Annotated in this window: 14 protein-coding genes, 1 tRNA gene and 1 pseudogene; 12 read left to right on the top strand and 4 right to left on the bottom strand. The window is 71.0% G+C overall.

Annotation, left to right across the window (positions count from 1 at the left end):
- The first annotated feature begins 39 nt into the window (after nt 1-39).
- The 8 genes from MCM47_RS34250 to MCM47_RS34215 all read left to right on the top strand — a co-directional run bounded on the left by MCM47_RS34250 (nt 40) and on the right by MCM47_RS34215 (nt 9,364).
- Nucleotides 40-2,019, top strand: a complete 1,980-nt coding sequence (locus tag MCM47_RS34250; protein ID WP_238950720.1) for an NB-ARC domain-containing protein — start codon at nt 40-42, stop codon at nt 2,017-2,019.
- 174 nt (nt 2,020-2,193) lie between these two features.
- Nucleotides 2,194-3,876: an NUDIX domain-containing protein gene (locus tag MCM47_RS34245; RefSeq protein WP_238950718.1), complete on the top strand. Its 1,683-nt coding sequence runs from the start codon at nt 2,194-2,196 to the stop codon at nt 3,874-3,876.
- Nucleotides 3,876-4,361: an NUDIX domain-containing protein gene (locus MCM47_RS34240; protein ID WP_238950716.1), complete on the top strand. Its 486-nt coding sequence runs from the start codon at nt 3,876-3,878 to the stop codon at nt 4,359-4,361. Before MCM47_RS34245 ends, MCM47_RS34240 begins: the two co-directional genes overlap by 1 nt.
- On the top strand, nt 4,358-4,993 hold the full coding sequence (locus tag MCM47_RS34235; protein ID WP_238950713.1) for a bifunctional 2-polyprenyl-6-hydroxyphenol methylase/3-demethylubiquinol 3-O-methyltransferase UbiG: 636 nt from the start codon (nt 4,358-4,360) through the stop codon (nt 4,991-4,993). Before MCM47_RS34240 ends, MCM47_RS34235 begins: the two co-directional genes overlap by 4 nt.
- A gap of 62 nt (nt 4,994-5,055) precedes the next feature.
- Nucleotides 5,056-5,547 carry an NUDIX domain-containing protein gene (locus MCM47_RS34230; protein ID WP_238950711.1) on the top strand — a complete coding sequence of 164 codons (492 nt, stop codon included), beginning with the start codon at nt 5,056-5,058 and terminating at the stop codon, nt 5,545-5,547.
- 45 nt (nt 5,548-5,592) lie between these two features.
- Nucleotides 5,593-7,587: an ABC transporter ATP-binding protein gene (locus tag MCM47_RS34225; RefSeq protein ID WP_238950709.1), complete on the top strand. Its 1,995-nt coding sequence runs from the start codon at nt 5,593-5,595 to the stop codon at nt 7,585-7,587.
- A 55-nt stretch (nt 7,588-7,642) separates the two neighbouring features.
- On the top strand, nt 7,643-8,440 hold the full coding sequence (locus MCM47_RS34220) for a hypothetical protein (protein ID WP_238950707.1): 798 nt from the start codon (nt 7,643-7,645) through the stop codon (nt 8,438-8,440).
- Nucleotides 8,441-8,497: 57 nt separating this feature from the next.
- Entirely contained in the window at nt 8,498-9,364 is an 867-nt protein-coding gene (locus tag MCM47_RS34215) for a hypothetical protein (protein ID WP_238950705.1), read from the top strand.
- A 126-nt stretch (nt 9,365-9,490) separates the two neighbouring features.
- Here MCM47_RS34215 and MCM47_RS34210 read toward each other — a convergent pair whose 3' ends face one another.
- Nucleotides 9,491-9,631: a hypothetical protein gene (locus tag MCM47_RS34210; RefSeq protein WP_238950703.1), complete on the bottom strand. Its 141-nt coding sequence runs from the start codon at nt 9,629-9,631 to the stop codon at nt 9,491-9,493.
- A gap of 17 nt (nt 9,632-9,648) precedes the next feature.
- Entirely contained in the window at nt 9,649-10,095 is a 447-nt protein-coding gene (locus MCM47_RS43545; protein ID WP_308222567.1) for a hypothetical protein, read from the bottom strand.
- A 90-nt stretch (nt 10,096-10,185) separates the two neighbouring features.
- Between MCM47_RS43545 and MCM47_RS34200 the strand changes: the two genes are divergently transcribed.
- The 3 genes from MCM47_RS34200 to MCM47_RS34190 all read left to right on the top strand — a co-directional run bounded on the left by MCM47_RS34200 (nt 10,186) and on the right by MCM47_RS34190 (nt 13,149).
- Nucleotides 10,186-10,833, top strand: a complete 648-nt coding sequence (locus MCM47_RS34200; RefSeq protein WP_238950700.1) for an XRE family transcriptional regulator — start codon at nt 10,186-10,188, stop codon at nt 10,831-10,833.
- Nucleotides 10,834-11,105: 272 nt separating this feature from the next.
- Nucleotides 11,106-12,341 carry a site-specific integrase gene (locus MCM47_RS34195; protein WP_232794883.1) on the top strand — a complete coding sequence of 412 codons (1,236 nt, stop codon included), beginning with the start codon at nt 11,106-11,108 and terminating at the stop codon, nt 12,339-12,341.
- A gap of 400 nt (nt 12,342-12,741) precedes the next feature.
- Complete coding sequence (locus tag MCM47_RS34190; RefSeq protein ID WP_238950698.1) at nt 12,742-13,149, top strand: hypothetical protein; 408 nt, start codon at nt 12,742-12,744, stop codon at nt 13,147-13,149.
- Nucleotides 13,150-13,539: 390 nt separating this feature from the next.
- Here the strand turns inward: MCM47_RS34190 and MCM47_RS34185 are convergent.
- A tRNA-Thr gene (locus tag MCM47_RS34185) sits at nt 13,540-13,613 on the bottom strand.
- A 79-nt stretch (nt 13,614-13,692) separates the two neighbouring features.
- A pseudogene (locus MCM47_RS34180) lies at nt 13,693-13,929 on the bottom strand (LysE family transporter); the annotation flags it as partial.
- A gap of 45 nt (nt 13,930-13,974) precedes the next feature.
- Here MCM47_RS34180 and MCM47_RS34175 point away from each other — a divergent pair.
- Nucleotides 13,975-15,699, top strand: coding sequence for a recombinase family protein (locus MCM47_RS34175; RefSeq protein ID WP_238950696.1), 1,725 nt, complete (start codon nt 13,975-13,977; stop codon nt 15,697-15,699).
- The last annotated feature ends 57 nt before the right edge of the window (nt 15,700-15,756 follow it).

Genomic DNA, 15,756 nt, shown 5'->3' with positions numbered 1-15,756 from the left:
CCGGTGCCAGCTCCGTGCCAACTCTCCCCCGTCCCAGCGGTGTTCACCGGCCGGGAGCAGTCCCTGCTGTCCCTGGGCGCCGTCCTCGGCCGGACGGCGGCGGACGGGAGCGCGCCCGTCGTGGTGATCACCGGCGCGGACGGTGTCGGCAAGCGGACCCTGGCCACGAAGCTGGGCCACAAGGTCGCCGACCGATACCCGGACGGCCAGCTCGTGGCCCGGCTACGCGCCGACGCCCCGGGCGGCCCCGCCACGACCGCCGAGGTCGCGCGGTCGCTGCTGCGCTCGCTCGGCCTCGGTGAGCACGCCCCGCTGCCCTGGACCGAGCAGGACCTGCTCGGCCTGTGGCACAGCGAGACCGCCCGGCGGCGCCTGTTGGTGGTGCTGGAGGACGCTGTCGACGCCGGGCAGGTGCTGCCGCTCGTTCCGGCCACGCCGGGCTGCCTGCTCGTGGTCACCAGCCGCGAGCCGCTGCCGGCGCTGCTTGCCCACGGTGCCGTCCACCACCGTCTCGGGCCGCTTGCGGCCGAGCACGGTCTGTGGCTGCTGTCGCGGATCGTCGGCGAAGAACGCACCGGGCGCGACCCGGACGGGGCAGCCGCCTTCGTCGGGTTCCACGGCGGGATGCCGCTGGCAATCGTGCTCGCCGCCGCCGAACTCATCCTCCAGCCGGACCTGCCGCTGATCGCCGGCCTACCCGAACCCTCCCCGTCAGGCCCGACCCGATCGGACAACCCCGTGCGCGACGCCGTCGACACCGCCTTCGCCCACCTGTCTCCGCGGGAGGCAGGCTTCCTGCAGCGGCTCGCTCTCGTCCCGGCTCCCGACCTCGACCTCGCCTCCAGCGCCGCCGCAACCGGCACCACCCGCGGCCAGGCCAGGGTGCTCCTCACCGAGCTGACCGCCCGGGGCCTACTCGACACGGCCCAGCGCGCCGCCGTCCGCGGCGACCTCTACACGCTCCGTCCCGCCGTCCGCTCCGCCGCCATCGGCGTCGGAACACCAGCCAGGCTCGCCGCTACCGAAGCCACCGCCGGCTACCTCACCCACCTCCTCCAGGCCGCCCGCGCCTGCGCCCAGCTCCTCACCCCGCACCACCGCGCCCTGCCCCGCCCGACCCTGCTGGAGCAGCCAGTCGAGCCGGTCCGCTTCACCAACCGGCACGAAGCCCTGGCCTGGCTGGAGGCCATCGCACCCGCCGTCGGGGCGGCCATGATCACCGCCGTCTCCTGCGACGACCCGGCGGTTGCCTGCGCGCTCGCCTCCGATCTGTGGCCCCTCTTCCACTACCACCGCGACGTCACGATGTGGATCATCGTGTACGAGGCCGGGCTGCGGGCCGCGCTGCGCTGGGGCGACCCGATGGCGATCCACGAGATGTCCTCCATCCTCGCCCTCGGCCTGGTCGCCGCCGAACGCTACTCCGAGGCCGCCACCCACTACTCCCGGGCCGCAGCCCTGGCTCACGCGGTAGGCGACCGTGCCGGGGTCGCCCAGTCCACCTTCGGAATCGGGGCAGCCCTCCATGACGCCGGGCTCAACGACGAGGCCCAGGTCTTCCTCGGAGACGCTCTCGGCCTCTACGCCGACCTCGACGACCGCAGAGGCGCGGGACTCGCCGGGATGCTCCTGGGCTCCGCCGCCGCCCGGCAGGGGAACGCCGACTTCGCCCTCCCCGTCCTGCGCACGGCCCGTGCCGATCTCGCCGACCTCCAGCCGCCCAACCCGCTCGACGCCGCCCGCGCGCTGGCCTACCTCGGCGAGGGCTACTCCCTCGCCGGCCAGCACGATCTCGCCGTCGCCGCACTCCTTCAGGCCCGGCGTGAATTCGCCGACGTCGGCCACGGCCACTGGACCGCCCGCACCATCGAGTTCCTCGGCCAAGCCGCCGAGCGAGCCGGGCAGCCGGACGTCGCCCTCGGCTGGTACACCGCCAGCCTCAGCCACTACACGGGCCTCACCAGCATCAGGGACCTTGAGCGTCTCAACGGCCGCATGTCGGCGGTGCGCGTCTCGTGACCACTCTCACCACCATCAGTCCCACTGGCCTGGCCCCGTACCTGGCCGCCCAAGTTCTGACTGGGGGAACGCAGTTCGCTGCAGTGCGGGGGTCTACCGATCAACGGCGATGGCAGGGTTTCGTGTCCTAGCCCCGCCGATCCCTCCGTCCCCTGGTCTCCGAAGGAGCCCCGCTTGCCGCCGTCCGCCGACGCCATCGCCACCGTCACCCGCGCCTACCTGGACTGTCACCCCGCCGAACGCGCCAAGCTCGAGCCGCTGCTCGCGATGCTCGCCACCGAACTGGAGCCGACCAGCCGCACGACCCTGCCCGCGCACGTCACGTGCAGCGCCGTCGTCATCAACCGCGACCGCGAGGTCCTGCACATCCACCACAAGGCCACCGGGCTGACGCTCTGCCCCGGCGGCCACGGGGGCGAGGAGAGCGACACCACTCTGATGGCCACCGCGCTGCGGGAGGTCGCCGAGGAAGCCGGCGTCCAGCCCGGCGCGCTGTGCCTGGCCCCGCAGCTCCTCGACCAGCCGGTCGACATCGACATCAACGACATCGACCCGAACCCCGCGCGCGGTGAAGGCGCCCACCAGCACTACGACTTCCGCTTCGTCTTCTACCTCGCCGACCCGGCGACACCCGAGACCGCGCTCCAGGAGGAGGAGGTCACCGGCTGCGAGTGGCGCCCCTTCGACCAGGTCGCCTCCCCCTCGCTGCGGGCAAAGCTGCAGTCGCTGGGTCTGGACGGGCGGCCCGAGCCGGTGAACGCGAGCGCTCTGATCCACGACGGAGCCGGCCGCTATCTCCTGCACCTGCGCGATGCCTTCGACCACATTTGGGCGCCGGGTGAGTTCAGTCTGCTGGGCGGCGGCGCGGAACCTGGTGACGGCAGCTTGGAGGGCACCCTTCGGCGTGAACTGGCCGAGGAAGTACCGGGGCTGCGCCTGGGTGAGGTGGAGCGGCTGAGGGTTGAGTGGACGACCGGCGTGGACGGCCTGGCCGTGCCGATCCAGATCTTCGCCGCGTCCTGGCAGGGCGACCCGCAGACGGCCGATCTCCGCGAGGGTGTCCTGCTGCACTGGTTCCGGCCCGAGGACCTGCACCGGCTGCGGCTGCGCGACTCCACCCGCCGGCTCATCCACGACCACCACGCCGCCCTGCCCGGCCAGGTCCGTCCGAGTGTTGCGGAGCCCGCCGTGGTGGTGCTCGACGGGGCCGGGCTGAGCCGCACGGCGCCGCAGGAGGCGCTGGAGTGCTCTGGCTCCGCCGGGGAGATCGAGGGCTGGACCACGCTGTCGTCGGTCGTCGCGTTCAGGGGTGACCGGGTGGTCCTGCGCCGCGACGAGGTGCGGCGCGCCGACCAGAGCCTGGGGACGTACGAGTACTCCGAGTTGGCCGACGGGGTGAGGGTGGTGGCCCTGGATGACCGCGGCCGGATCGCGTTGGTGGAGGAGAGCGTCTACGTCTGCGGTCAGCGGCTGCTGATGTGCCCCGGTGGGGGGTGCGAACCCGGCGAGGCCCCGCTCACGGCCGCGCACCGCGAGCTGGCCGAGGAGGCCGGCATCCGTGCTGCTGAGGTCGAGCCGCTGACCACGATGTGGCGGATGCCCGCCGGCGCCCGCACCCAAGAACACCTCTACCTGGCCCAGGACCTCACGGTCGGCGAGCACCACCGGGACGCGAGCGAGGCCGACATGGACCTGCGCTGGGTACCGCTGGAGGAGGCGGTGGCGATGTGCGGCGACGGCCGGATCACCGAGGCAGGCACCCTGGCGGCCGTCCTGCTCACCGTCCAGCGCATCACCCGCTCGTCGAGCGCGGCCTCCACTGACGAAGCGACCAACCGAGAGCAGGAGAGCATCTGATGCACACGACCAGCAGGTTGACCGTCAGCGTCATCGTTCACGACCTGGCCACCGACCGGATCGCCACCCTCCACTACGCCGCGCGCAGTTGGAGCCCCGGCCCGGTGTGGACGTTTCCCGGTGGGAAGGTCGACCCCGGCGAGGAGATCCATACGGCTGCGGCGAGGGAGCTACGTGAGGAGACCGGCCTCGTTGTCGCGCCAGCCGACCTGCGCCTGGTCCACACGGTCCAGGTGAAGGAGGGCTGGGACGGCAAGGGCGGGTTCGTGACGTTCGTGTTCGCGGCTTCGGAGTTCACCGGCGAGCTGGTCAACACCGAACCCACCAAGCACCTGGAGGTCCGCTGGGCACCGGCGACCTCGCTGCCCGGCCCGATGTTCCCGACGTCGATGACCTCGGTGGAGGCGTACCTGGCCGGTGGCCCGGCGTTCGCCACCTACGGGTTCGATGACACCCCGGACCACCATCGGCTGGTGGAGGCGTGATCGGCACCGACTCCTCGACCGGCCACGCCGCCGTGCCGCCGGGGCCGACCGATCGCGGCGGGAAGTCGATGGAGGGCTTGAGCGCCCCGGGTCCGTGGGATGCCGACTACCGCGAGGGCGCGCGCTTCCGGACAGTCACCGGCCAGGAGGTCGATCTCCTTGCCGGGCACCTCCACCGTCCGGTCGCCGGGATGGCGGTGCTGGATGTGTGCTGCGGCACCGGTGAGTTGAGCGTGGCCCTTGCCGAGCGGGGCGCCGCCGTCACCGGCGTCGACTTCGCACCCAGCGCGATCACCGCCGCCCGCGAACGCTGCGCCCACCTGCCCGGCACGGTCTTCCGCGAACTCGACGTCAACCACGCCCTGGACGAACTGCCCGACCGCAGATTCGACCTCGTCGCCTTCCGTCTCGCGCTGGCTTTCCTCGACCAACCGGCTGTCCTCGCCGCCGCCCGCCGCCGCCTCGCCCCGGGCGGCGTGATCGCGGTGACCACCCCGCTCGCCGAGCGGCAGAGCGACGGCCGCCACCACATCGGCCTCGACCACGCCGCCCTTGAACGCCTGCGCACCGGCTGGCGTGAGGTGACCGAATACCCGCTCGGCTCCCTGCTGTGCCTGCTCCTGCGCCCCTGAACACCATCCAACGCGCCGCCCCGATCAGCTCCGGGGCGGCACTGACCCATGGAGTTGACGACATGTCGGAGACCGAGCGACCCGGGCGCGCGGTGTTCTCGACCGCCGCCGGCGGACTGATCACCCGCGGCGACACCGAAGTGCTGCTCGTCCACCACGGCCGCTCCCGCACCTGGGTCGTGCCCGGAGGTAAGGCCGAATGGGACGAGGCCCCGGCCGCAACCTGCGCCCGCGAGCTCTCCGAAGAGCTCGGCGTCCCCGTCACCGTCGGCCGCCTGCTGGTCTACAACTGGATGACCACCAAGGCCGAGCTGTTCCCCGGCGCCGCCGCGAACCCGTCGGCCTACCCCTGCCACGTGTTCACCTTCCACGCCACCCTCGCCCCCGGCACGGAGGAGCGAATCCGCACACCCGACGGGGAGTTGCTGGGCTGGCGCTGGTGGGACCTGGACCAGGCGTGCGCGCCGGGCGTGATGGAGCGGTACAACGCCCGCAACCTGCGCGCCGCCCACACCGCCCTGCGCGGCGGCGGCACCGCCTACCTCGAATCCTGACGAACCGGCGGGCCGCCGCCCGCCGCCTCGACGAAAGGCACCTACTTGACCAGTGGAACCACGAAGCCGGATGAGCCGGCGTCGGGCAGCGAGCAGCTGCTGTTCGGCGGCCCGATGCGTTACGACTACGGCTGGGCCAAGCACGAGCTGGCCAGCGGGGAAGTCACGTTCTGGGCGGTCGCGCGCCAAATGCCCCGGTTCCTGCGCCTGGCCGGGCGGATGGCGTGGCAGGCCGACCGCCGGGCCCTGGTCGCGCTGGTCGGTGCCGAGGTGCTGCGGGGCCTGGCGGCGGCTGCCGCGCTGATCGCGACCAACCGCGCCCTGTCGGCGGTCCTGGCGCCCGGCGAGGTCGGGCAGGTTCTGCGCGCGGCGCTCCCGGCGGTCGTCACCGTCGGTGCCCTGGCCGCGCTCTCCTCGGTCCTGTCGGCGCTCTCCGCGTGGGCGGGCGGCCGTCTGGAGCCGGCGGTCTTCCGCCGGGCCACCGTCGAGTTCCTCGGCATCGTCAGCCGGTCCGAGCTGGAGGCCATCGAGGACCCCGAGTTCCTCGCGGAGGTCGACAGCGCCCGCTGGGGCGCGATGTCCCTGCAGAACATCATCGGCCAGGCGACCTCCGTCCTCACCGCCGGCTTCTCCCTCGTCTCCGCCGCCGGCGTGCTGTCCGTCCTCCACCCGGTACTGCTGCCGATGTTGGTGCTGATCACCGCGCCGCGTGGCTGGGGAGCTGTGCTCATCGCCCGCCGCCAGTACGCCTCCACCCGGTCCTGGCTCCAGCACTCCCGCGCCAGCACCGCACTGGCGGACATGATGATCCGCCCCTACTCGGCGGCCGAGCAGCGCGTCCACGCCAGCGGCCCCTTCCTGCTCCACCACTACGAGCAGATGGCCGCCTCCGCCGAACAGGAACAGGCCCGCCTCGCCGCCGCCCGCGCCCGCACCGACCTGCTCACCGCCACCCTCGCCGGCCTCGCCACCACCGGCGCCTTCGCCCTGCTCGGCTGGCTCGTTGTGGACGGCTCCATCCCGCTCGCCGCCGCCGGCACGGCCGTCGTCGCCCTCCGCACCGGGTCAGCGAGCATCGGCGGCCTCGTCTCCCAGGTCAACCGCCTCTACGAGGAGAGCCTCTTCGTCCGCGACCTCGACCAGCTGCGCCGCGACGGCCACCGCCGGGCGATCCCCACCGGCGGGACGCCTCTTCCGGAACGCCCCGAGACGATCACGGTCGAAGAGGTAACCTTCAGCTACCCCGGCCGCGAGGCCCCGGCGCTCGACAAGATCAGCCTGACCATCCCGCGAGGGAAGGTCGTCGCCCTGGTCGGCCGGAACGGCTCGGGCAAGACCACGCTGGCCCACATCCTGTGCGGCGTCTACCAGCCCCACCAGGGCAAGGTGCTGTGGGACGGCGTCGACACCGCCACCGCCGACCGCCACCAGCAGTTCCGCAGCGTCGCGCTGCTCGCGCAGAACTTCCAGCGGTGGATCTTCACCCTGCGGGCCAACCTGCTGCTGGGCCGCCCCGAGGTCCCCCTCGGCCAAGAGCACCTGGACGCCGCCGCCGACTACGCCGACCTCCAGCCAGTGCTCGACGAACTGCCCCGCGGCTGGAACACCCTGCTGGCCAAGGGCTTCGAGGGCGGTGTGCAGCTGTCCGGCGGCCAGTGGCAGAAGGTCGCCCTGGCCCGTACCCGCCTCCGTCTGACCACCCCCGACCAGGACAACCGGCTGCCAGCGCTGGTCGTCGTCGACGAACCCACCTCCGCGCTCGACCCGCAGGCCGAAGTCGCCGCGTTCGAGCAGATCCGCCACCTCACCGAACTCGGCGTCACCGTCGTCCTGATCACCCACCGCCTCGGCGCCACGGCGAAGGCCGACCACATCTTCGTCCTGGACCACGGCCGGCTCATCGAGGAAGGCACGCACGCCGACCTCATGGCCCGCCAGCCCGCGACCCACTATCGCGAGGGATACCTGCTCCAGGCCCGCCAGTACGACACCACCGTCCCCGTCCAGACGCGCGGCCGGGACGGCGCCGACACCCACTGATCCCGATCCGGGTGCCGGCAGAGCCAGCAGGCACCCGCTTGACCTGGAGGTGCTGATGGAACCGCTGTTGGGCCACGGACCGTCCGCGGGCGCCGGGGAGCTGCCCCGCGCGGGCTGGCAGGCCGAGGCACTGCCGGTGCTGCGGGCGCTGGCGGCCGACGAGCCCTCCGTGCAGAAGCTGGATGTGGCCGGGTCTGCGGCCGGGGACGGCCGGGCGCTCGACGTCTGGTCCGACTTGGACGTGCTGGTCACCATCGACGGTGACCCGGCCCCGGTCGCCGAACGCCTCGCGCAGGCGGTGCCCGCCGCTCTCGGGCCCCTGTACGCGAGCAGCCACTCGGGGGACGGCCGGGAGGCCGGGGTGCGGCTGGTCCTGGCGGACCTCCGCCGCATCGACCTCACGGTCCGCACTGCCACCAGCGCGCTGTACCCGCCGAGGATGTGCGGTGCTGTCGGGCTGGCTGGAATCGCCGCGGCGTTCCGGTTCGACGCAGTGCTCGCCGCGTTCAAGACCGCGCGCCAGGACCTGCTGATCGGTGCGCACCTCGCGCTCCAACTTCCCCGACACCTCCTGGTCGCCGCCATGATTCTCCGCGACCAGGAGACCGGCACGTGCCACCACCGGTACGGCAGCACCGAGTGGAACGTCTGGCCCGAACGCCTCGGGGCAGTCGCTCCCCCGAGCGACACGCTCACCGTCATCGCCTCGATCCGCCACCACGCCCACGTCCTCCAGGACCTGCTCGCTGTCCACGCGCCCGACCTGGCCGTCGACGACGACCCGCTGCACCGGCTGCTCGCCGCCGTCGACCGCAGCGCCGAGCGTCATTCGGCGCCCTCGGCCAGGCCCTGACCCACCTGTTCTGGCTCCGGCACGTCCGGCTCCAGCTGTTCCTCGAGAAAGAACCTCATGACGACCATCGACGTCCTCAACAAGGCCGGGCACTCCGGCGAACCGTACGTGGCGCCGCTCCGCGCCGCGCTGGTGAGGGTAGGCCCGCGAGTTACCGCCCTGACGGGGCTGCCGCTTCCGCCGATGGTCCGGCTGCGGCTGCTGAGCGTGCCGGACAGCGTGACCGCGACCAGCGTCTCCCTCCAACGTGCGCTTCGCGAGGCGGCTCCCACAGTGGCAGGGGCGACCGACGAGTTGGTCGGGCGGTTGCACCGCCAGGCCACGGATGCCACCAGGGACGTGGAGACCGCTCTCTGGCCGCGCACCCTCGGCAAGGTCATTTACGGGCCCGCCGACACCCCACCGGAGATCGTCGTCACGCCGGCGTCGTACGACGAGGCTCGCGTCACCGAGCCTCTCATGTACGTCACCCTGGCCAACAAGCTCGTCCAGCTGGCGGCCGTCGCTCTCCGGCCGAGCCTGCTCGCTGACGCGGCCCGGATCAACCTACTGGCGGTCCTGCGGCGTCAGACGCCGATTGACCAACCTCGGCCGCTGCACGTGGTCGAGGGCTACGCGCGCTTGGTCAGTGAAACCATCGCCGCGGACCTGACCGGTGCCCCGTCGCTTGAGCGCAGGCCGGGCGATCCGCAGCCCTCGGGGGCGTTCCGAGTCGCAGAGCAGCTTCGCGAGCTGGCCCCGTACAGCCACGCCACCGCTCTCGCAGAGCAGGCGAAACCGTTCGTCGAGGCGGTTCTCCAGGCAGGCGGCCCGGAGCTGATCAAGCGGGTGCTGCTGGACGACCTCATGTGGCCGACGTCTGCGGACCTGGCCGCTCCGGCGGAGTGGATCTCTCGGCACGTCGCCGGAGGCGGCGCCCGCTGACGTAACCAGGCAACACGAAGTTCTGAACGGCGAGGTCGGGTGCTCGATGAGCACCCGACCTCGTTCTCGTGGCGGCCGGGGTAGGCGCGGTACTCGGCGGGTAAGCGGGCGGCGCGTTCAGGTCGGTCACCGCCCGGGGAGTACGCCCGTCGTGCCGATCCTGTCGAGCCATCCCGCCACCGCGACCGTGGCGACGAGCCACAGGGCGAAGGCGCCGAGGAGCCCTGCCACCACAAGGACGCGGCCCGCGATCTCGGCGACCGTCATGCGCGTCACCGGCCTCATCACGCGGCAGCCTTGCCGCTGGGCACGTCCTCGACGCGCAGAAGTCGTTGCAGCTCGTTCTTGCGGACCCGGTACTCCTTGCCGAGGTGGATCACGGCGCACGGGTACTGGCCAGTCCTCGCGAGCTTGTACCCCGTCGTGCGGCTGAGCGACAGCAGCGTGTTCGCCACCGGCAGCGGGATGGCCGGCGGCAACGCGGCGAACGCGCGCCGGAGGCCCGTGTCGTCCAGGCCGAGGAGGCGCAGAAGCTCGGCCGTCACCACCCTGTGGCCGTCACCGACCTGGATGGTGGCGCAGGGGTATTCGCCGTCTCGGGCCATCCGGTAGCCCTTGGTCCGGCTCAGGGCGAGCAGGCGGTTGGCGTCCGTCAGCAGCATCGCCGGGGGGAGGGCCGCGAGCGCTGCCCGCGAGTACCGCGCTTCACCCAATGCCTTCACTTCCCGCATATCAACCTTCCCGGTGCTGCACGTTCTCTGTGAGAGAAACATCTATCACGACTTCCACCAAAGAAGCATTCCGCAAGTTACACTTCTCTCATGACAACGCAGCCCACCATCCCAGACCTCACCGCCCGCATCGGCGTCGCGGTGAAGGCCGCCCGCAGTGCCGCCGGCCTCAGCGCACCCGCCCTCGCCGCCGCCTGCACCGAACTAGGAGTGCCAACGGCCGCGAACGCGGTCAACAAGATCGAGACCGCCCGCCGCGAGTCCATCAAGCTGGAGGAGGCCATCGCCTTCGCCGTCGCCTCTGGTGTACCGCTCGTCAGCCTCCTCGTCCCCCTGGACGGCGAGGCCGAGGTCGACCTCCTCCCCAACCTGAGACTGCCGGTCTGGGAGGCCGCAACGCTCATCACTGGCGAGGACTACTCCGAGGACGCCGCCCCCGAGGACCGGCCCCGCGCCGTCCTCACGGTCTTCCGCGAGCACGCCATCGACGTCCGCACCGCACTCATCTCGACCCGCGAAGCCCGCGACCGGCGCTCCCAGGCAGCCCACCACCACGTCGGCTCCGACCGCTATCAGCAACTGTCCCGCCAGGCAGCCGAGTTCGAGCGAATCGCAACCGAGGACTGCCAGCGGCTGCGGGACACCCGTGCCCGCATGCGCGCTCAGGGGCTTCACCCCGCCCCGCTTCCGGCCGCTCTGGCCTTCATCGCCCCCGACGAACAGGAGGACACCACCTGAAAGGCTCCATAACCCGGCGCTGCTCGTGCCGGAACCCCGCCACCGGGGCGCACTACTACTCCGCCTGCCCGAAGCTCAGCTCCCGGAAGCACGGCGTCTGGTCCGTACGGCAAGAGGTCCACCCGGACGAGGACGGGAAACGGCGCACCTTCCGCCGCTCCGGCTTCTCCGGAGTCGATGCCGCCCAGAAGGAGCTGGACCACGTCCGCGCGCTCCTGGCGCTCGCACCCAAGGACGACCCTGAGACCCGCCGGGTCGTCAGCGACATGATCATGGCGTGCGTCCGGACCAAGTCGGACCTCCCCGACGTCGAGGAGACCAGCCGGAAGGTAAAGGCCGGCCACAGCCTGACCGTGGCGATGACGGTCGGCGAGTGGCTCGACACCTGGCTTGCTGGCCGGAAGAAGCTCCGCCCGAACGGAGTCGCCCGCTACGAGACGGATATCCGCGTCCACCTCAAGCCCCACTTGGGTGCCCTGCGACTGGACCGGCTGCGGGTCGAGCACTTGGACACGATGTTCGAGTCGATCAACGACACGAACGAGGAGATCGTCGAGCAGAACGCCCAACGGCGCCAGGCGGTCAACGACCTCAAGCTGGTCGTCGGCCGCGCGGCACGGCGAGCGGCCAAGGCCGCCATCGCGGAGATGCCCCCGTTCCGCCGCGTCACCGGTCTGTCGACCCAGCAGCACATCCGGGCGACGCTGCGGGCCGCGCTCAACGTCGCCATCGCGCGGCAGCTGATCACCTTCAACCCCGCAGCCCACGTCGAGCTCGAAACCGCCCCCAAGCCCAAGGCGCTCGTCTGGACCGCCGCGCGCATCGCCGAGTGGCAGCGCACCGGGCTCAAGCCGTCCCCTGTGATGATCTGGACCCCGGCCCAAGCCGGTCACTTCCTCGACTCCGTCGAGGAGCACCGGCTGTACGCCCTGTGGCACCTCTACATCTTCCGCGGTCCGCGCCGCGGCGAAGGCGTCGGCGCAAGGTGGGTGGACTTCGACCAGGAGTCCCAGAAGCTCACCGTCGAGACCACCCTCGTCCAGCTCAACTGGGAAGTGCTGGAGGGAACACCGAAGACGACCAGCGGCTCGCGCGAGGTCAGCCTCGACGGCGACACCACTGGGTCGCTCGTGGCCCACCGCCACCGGCAGAAGCTGGAACGGATCAAGTGGGGGCCCGCCTGGGTCGACACCGGCCGCATCTTCACCGCCGAAGACGGCACCTGGCTCCACCCGGCCTGGGTGAGCGAGGAGTTCCAGCGCCTGGCCGCCGCAGCCGGACTTCCTCCCGTCCGCCTGCATGACCTGCGCCACCTCGCGGCCACCCTCGCGCTGCTCGCCAAGGTGGACATCCGCGTCGTGTCGGAGATGCTCGGCCACAGCGACACCTCGATCACCCGCGACACCTACCAGACGGTGCTGTCGGAACTCGCCCGCGACGCCGCCGAAGCGGTCGTCAGCCTCGTCCCCCGGCGACGGCGCGCGGTCCCCGGCGCGGGTGCCGCCTGAGCCGCCCGGTGACCGTCCTGCCACCGCAGCCGTAGCTCCACACCCTGACCGCCGCCAGCGGCCAGGGCCAGCCAGCGCCACCGGCGCCTGCCCATCTCCCGACCAGTGGAGGACCATGTCCACTCCCCCGTCCACCCTTCCCACCGCTGCTGAGCTCCGCCGGCTCCTGGCCGACCCCTCGATCCCCGAGCAGGCGCGGCTCCTCAGCTGGGCACTCGCCCACCCTGCCCCCGTCACCCTGACCTTCGCCGAAGCGGCTACGCTCGCAACATCCCGCCGCCCCGCCCCGCGGACTGCACCTGGCTGACGCCTTGTCGAACGGAACCCTGCTCTCCAGCAGGCCACTTGATGGCCAGCCCTGTCCTGCCACCAGCCCTCGACGACAAGGAGCACCCATCCGGTGAACCTCCGCCAAGCGCACGCCATCATCACCACCGGCGACCAGCTCACCGCCCTGGCCCCGGACCTCGGCATCGTGCTGTGGCCACACGACAGTGACCACCCCACCTCCACCCCGGGCCTACCCGACCACATCTCGGGACACCTCGAAATCCCCGACGCCACGGGCGCGACCTCGCGGTGCTACTACGGCCTGACTATCAGCCCCGGTCCCACCACGACCGAGATCACCGTATTCCTCAACGCCGCCTCCGACTCGGACCTGGACAACGGCGTGCTGGTGAACCTCACCGCGACCGTCCACGACCCGGGCGAAGAAGCTGGCGCCCCGTTCCGCCCCGTCGGAGCCGACCTTGCGCAGACGGTGATCGACACGATCCGCGAGCGGGAAGCCCGACGGCCCCGCTAGACCGATGGGGGCCTGTCCCCGTGCAGTCCGACCCTTCGAAGTGATGAGCAACCGACGCGGGCCCCGGCACGATGTGCCGGGGCCCGCAGCGCTATCCACAGCACTCTCGGCCGCGCGGTCCAGCTCGGCAACGGCCGGATCAGGCTCCAACAGCCCTTCATGACGGAAAATCTCACGCTGTGTAACGAGGATCAGGGTGCCCCAGTCCCCGTCGCGCCACCTCGTCCACGAGCGGCGGAGCGCTGCCGAGACACGGCCCGGGACAACCGGGCACCCCTTGGGCACTTTCATGGCGCGTGCATGTCACTTTCATCCCTCCCGAGGGCGATGAACTTGACCGCGAACATGCAAAAGGCCAGGTCACGGGCTATGTGACCTGGCCTTTTTGCGAGCCGCCTATGGGATTCGAACCCATGACCTACGCATTACGAGTGCGTTGCTCTGGCCAACTGAGCTAAGGCGGCGCCGCTGCCGAGTGCTTCGGCAACGCGGGCCAGTCTACACAGGTTCGAGGGGTGATCCGTACCCGGTTCTCCGGTGGGGTCAGGCGGAGGAGACGGCGAGCTTGGCGGCGAAGCCCGCGAAGAGGACGGCCACGCCGCTGGTGAGGCCCGCGGAGAGGCGCCGGCGGCGGCGGAAGGCGGTGGCGAGGGTGGTGCCCGCGAAGATCAGCATGGAGAGGTAGAGCAGGCTGAAGGTCTGCAGGATGCCGCCGAGGAGGGCGAAGGAGAGCGCCGGTCGGCCGTAGGAGGGGTCGACGAACTGGGTGAAGAAGGTGACCCCGAGCTAGGCATAATCGTGATGATCACATGATGGGGGGACCTTGTGAGCCCGCAGACACTTCCACGACGGCGCAAAGCACAGCAGGGCCAGTACGCGGGGCTGCGCGCCGGCATCTACGCCCGCAAGTCCCAGTACCGGGGCAAGAAGAACAGTCGGCACCGTTCGGTCGCTGAGCAGCTCACCGCAGGGCGTGAGGATGCCGACAGGCTCGGTGTGGTGATCGGCCCCAACGGCGAGTACGTCGATGACGGGATCTCGGCGTCGCGACACGCCGCCGAGCACACTCGGGATGACTTCGAGCGCCTGCTCGACGACATCGAGCACCGCCGGCTCGACATCGTGATCGCCTGGGCCTCCACTCGGCTCCAGCGCGACCTGTCGGTGTATGTCCGACTCCGGGACGCGTGCACGAAAGCCGGCGTGCTGTGGTGCTACGGCGGCCGGATCTACGACCTGTCCGACAAGGACGACCGTTTCCGGACCGGCCTCGACGCGCTCGTCGGCGAGCGTGAGGTCGACGAGCTTCGCGACAACGTGATGCGCTCGTTGAGGGCAAACGCCTCCGATGGCCGACCGCACGGACGGGCCCCCTACGGGTATCAGCGGGTCTACGACGCGAAGACCGGCGCCTACGTCCGAACGGACCTCAATCCCGAGCAAGCCAAGATCGTCAGGGAGATCTGCGAAAGCGTCGCGTCGGGGAAGGCGTACAAGGCCATTGCCGAAAGCCTGAACGCTCGGGGAATCACCCCGCCCACCGAGTTCTGGTCGTCGAAGCAGGTCGAGCGCATGACCTGGATTCCGGTCGGCACGCACCCGCAGCACTCGGCAATCAAGGCCGAAGTGGTTCGCCGCCTCGACGCTGGCGAGACCTCGAAGGACGTCGCGAAGGACTTCAACGAGCGCGACGTGCCGAAGCTCGCCGCACAGTGGTACCCGGCGACGATCACCGCCTACGCGAGTGACCCGCGGTACCTGGGTGCCCGTACGCACAACGGTGTCGTCACCGCCGAGAACGCATGGCCGGAGATCATCGACGCGAGCACCCACGCCCAGTGTTTGGCAGTGATCAAGAAGCGCAAGAAGGGTAAGACCTACAACACGCGACCGGGTAAGGCTAAGTACTGGCTGCCCGGCATCGCGACCTGCCACGTCTGCAGTGCCCCGGTGTTCTTCGGGATGAACGGCACCAAGGCGACCGCCACGGCCAAGGGAACGATGAAGCCGCGGCTGAACTGCACGGCGCCCGGCGTGCCTGGCCTGTACGACGGCAAGGGGTACCACGTCAGCTTTGATATGGAGCTCGCGGACGACTTCGTACGGGACAAGCTGTTCGACTGGCTTGCGTCGCCTGGCTTCATCGCGGCGTATGTGGCGAGCGACGCGGAACGGGCGAAGCAGGTCGGGAACGCCGAGGGAGAGCTAGCGATCCTCCGGGCACGCCTCGACGAGTTCGAGGAACAGGCGGTCAACGGCGTTCTCTCGGCTCAGAGCTTCGCGAAGATCGAGGCCGGCCTGCGAGTCAAGATCGCCGAGGCGGAGAAGCGACTGGGCCAGTTGCGCGTGCCGACCGTCGTCGCGGATCTGGCCGGGGCTACACGGGACGAGATCGCGGATGCTTGGGAGCTGCTCGATCTGCCGCAGCAGCGCCTCATCGCGGAAACACTGCTGGACGTGCGGATCAAGCCTTCCGGTCGCGGGAACCGCCCAGAGTCCGCAGAGCCGTATGTCACGGTGACGCCGAAGCGACTCACCCTCGCTTCGTAGCGGCCGAACGCCGAACGGGCCACACAGCGTGCTGTGTGACCCGTTCGGCGTTCGGGG

The organism is Kitasatospora sp. A2-31, from assembly GCF_022288725.1.
Taxonomy (GTDB): domain Bacteria; phylum Actinomycetota; class Actinomycetes; order Streptomycetales; family Streptomycetaceae; genus Kitasatospora.
Note: the sequence above shows the minus strand (reverse complement) of the source record. Positions and strands in the feature narration are given on the sequence as shown.

Coding starts and splice junctions, on each gene's coding strand:
- MCM47_RS34200 (WP_238950700.1), top strand. CDS start 10,186: ATGACAACGCAGCCCACCATCCCAGACCTCACCGCCCGCATCGGCGTC.
- MCM47_RS34240 (WP_238950716.1), top strand. CDS start 3,876: ATGCACACGACCAGCAGGTTGACCGTCAGCGTCATCGTTCACGACCTG.
- MCM47_RS34195 (WP_232794883.1), top strand. CDS start 11,106: ATGGCGTGCGTCCGGACCAAGTCGGACCTCCCCGACGTCGAGGAGACC.
- MCM47_RS34230 (WP_238950711.1), top strand. CDS start 5,056: ATGTCGGAGACCGAGCGACCCGGGCGCGCGGTGTTCTCGACCGCCGCC.
- MCM47_RS43545 (WP_308222567.1), bottom strand. CDS start 10,095: ATGCGGGAAGTGAAGGCATTGGGTGAAGCGCGGTACTCGCGGGCAGCG.
- MCM47_RS34215 (WP_238950705.1), top strand. CDS start 8,498: ATGACGACCATCGACGTCCTCAACAAGGCCGGGCACTCCGGCGAACCG.
- MCM47_RS34220 (WP_238950707.1), top strand. CDS start 7,643: ATGGAACCGCTGTTGGGCCACGGACCGTCCGCGGGCGCCGGGGAGCTG.
- MCM47_RS34210 (WP_238950703.1), bottom strand. CDS start 9,631: ATGACGGTCGCCGAGATCGCGGGCCGCGTCCTTGTGGTGGCAGGGCTC.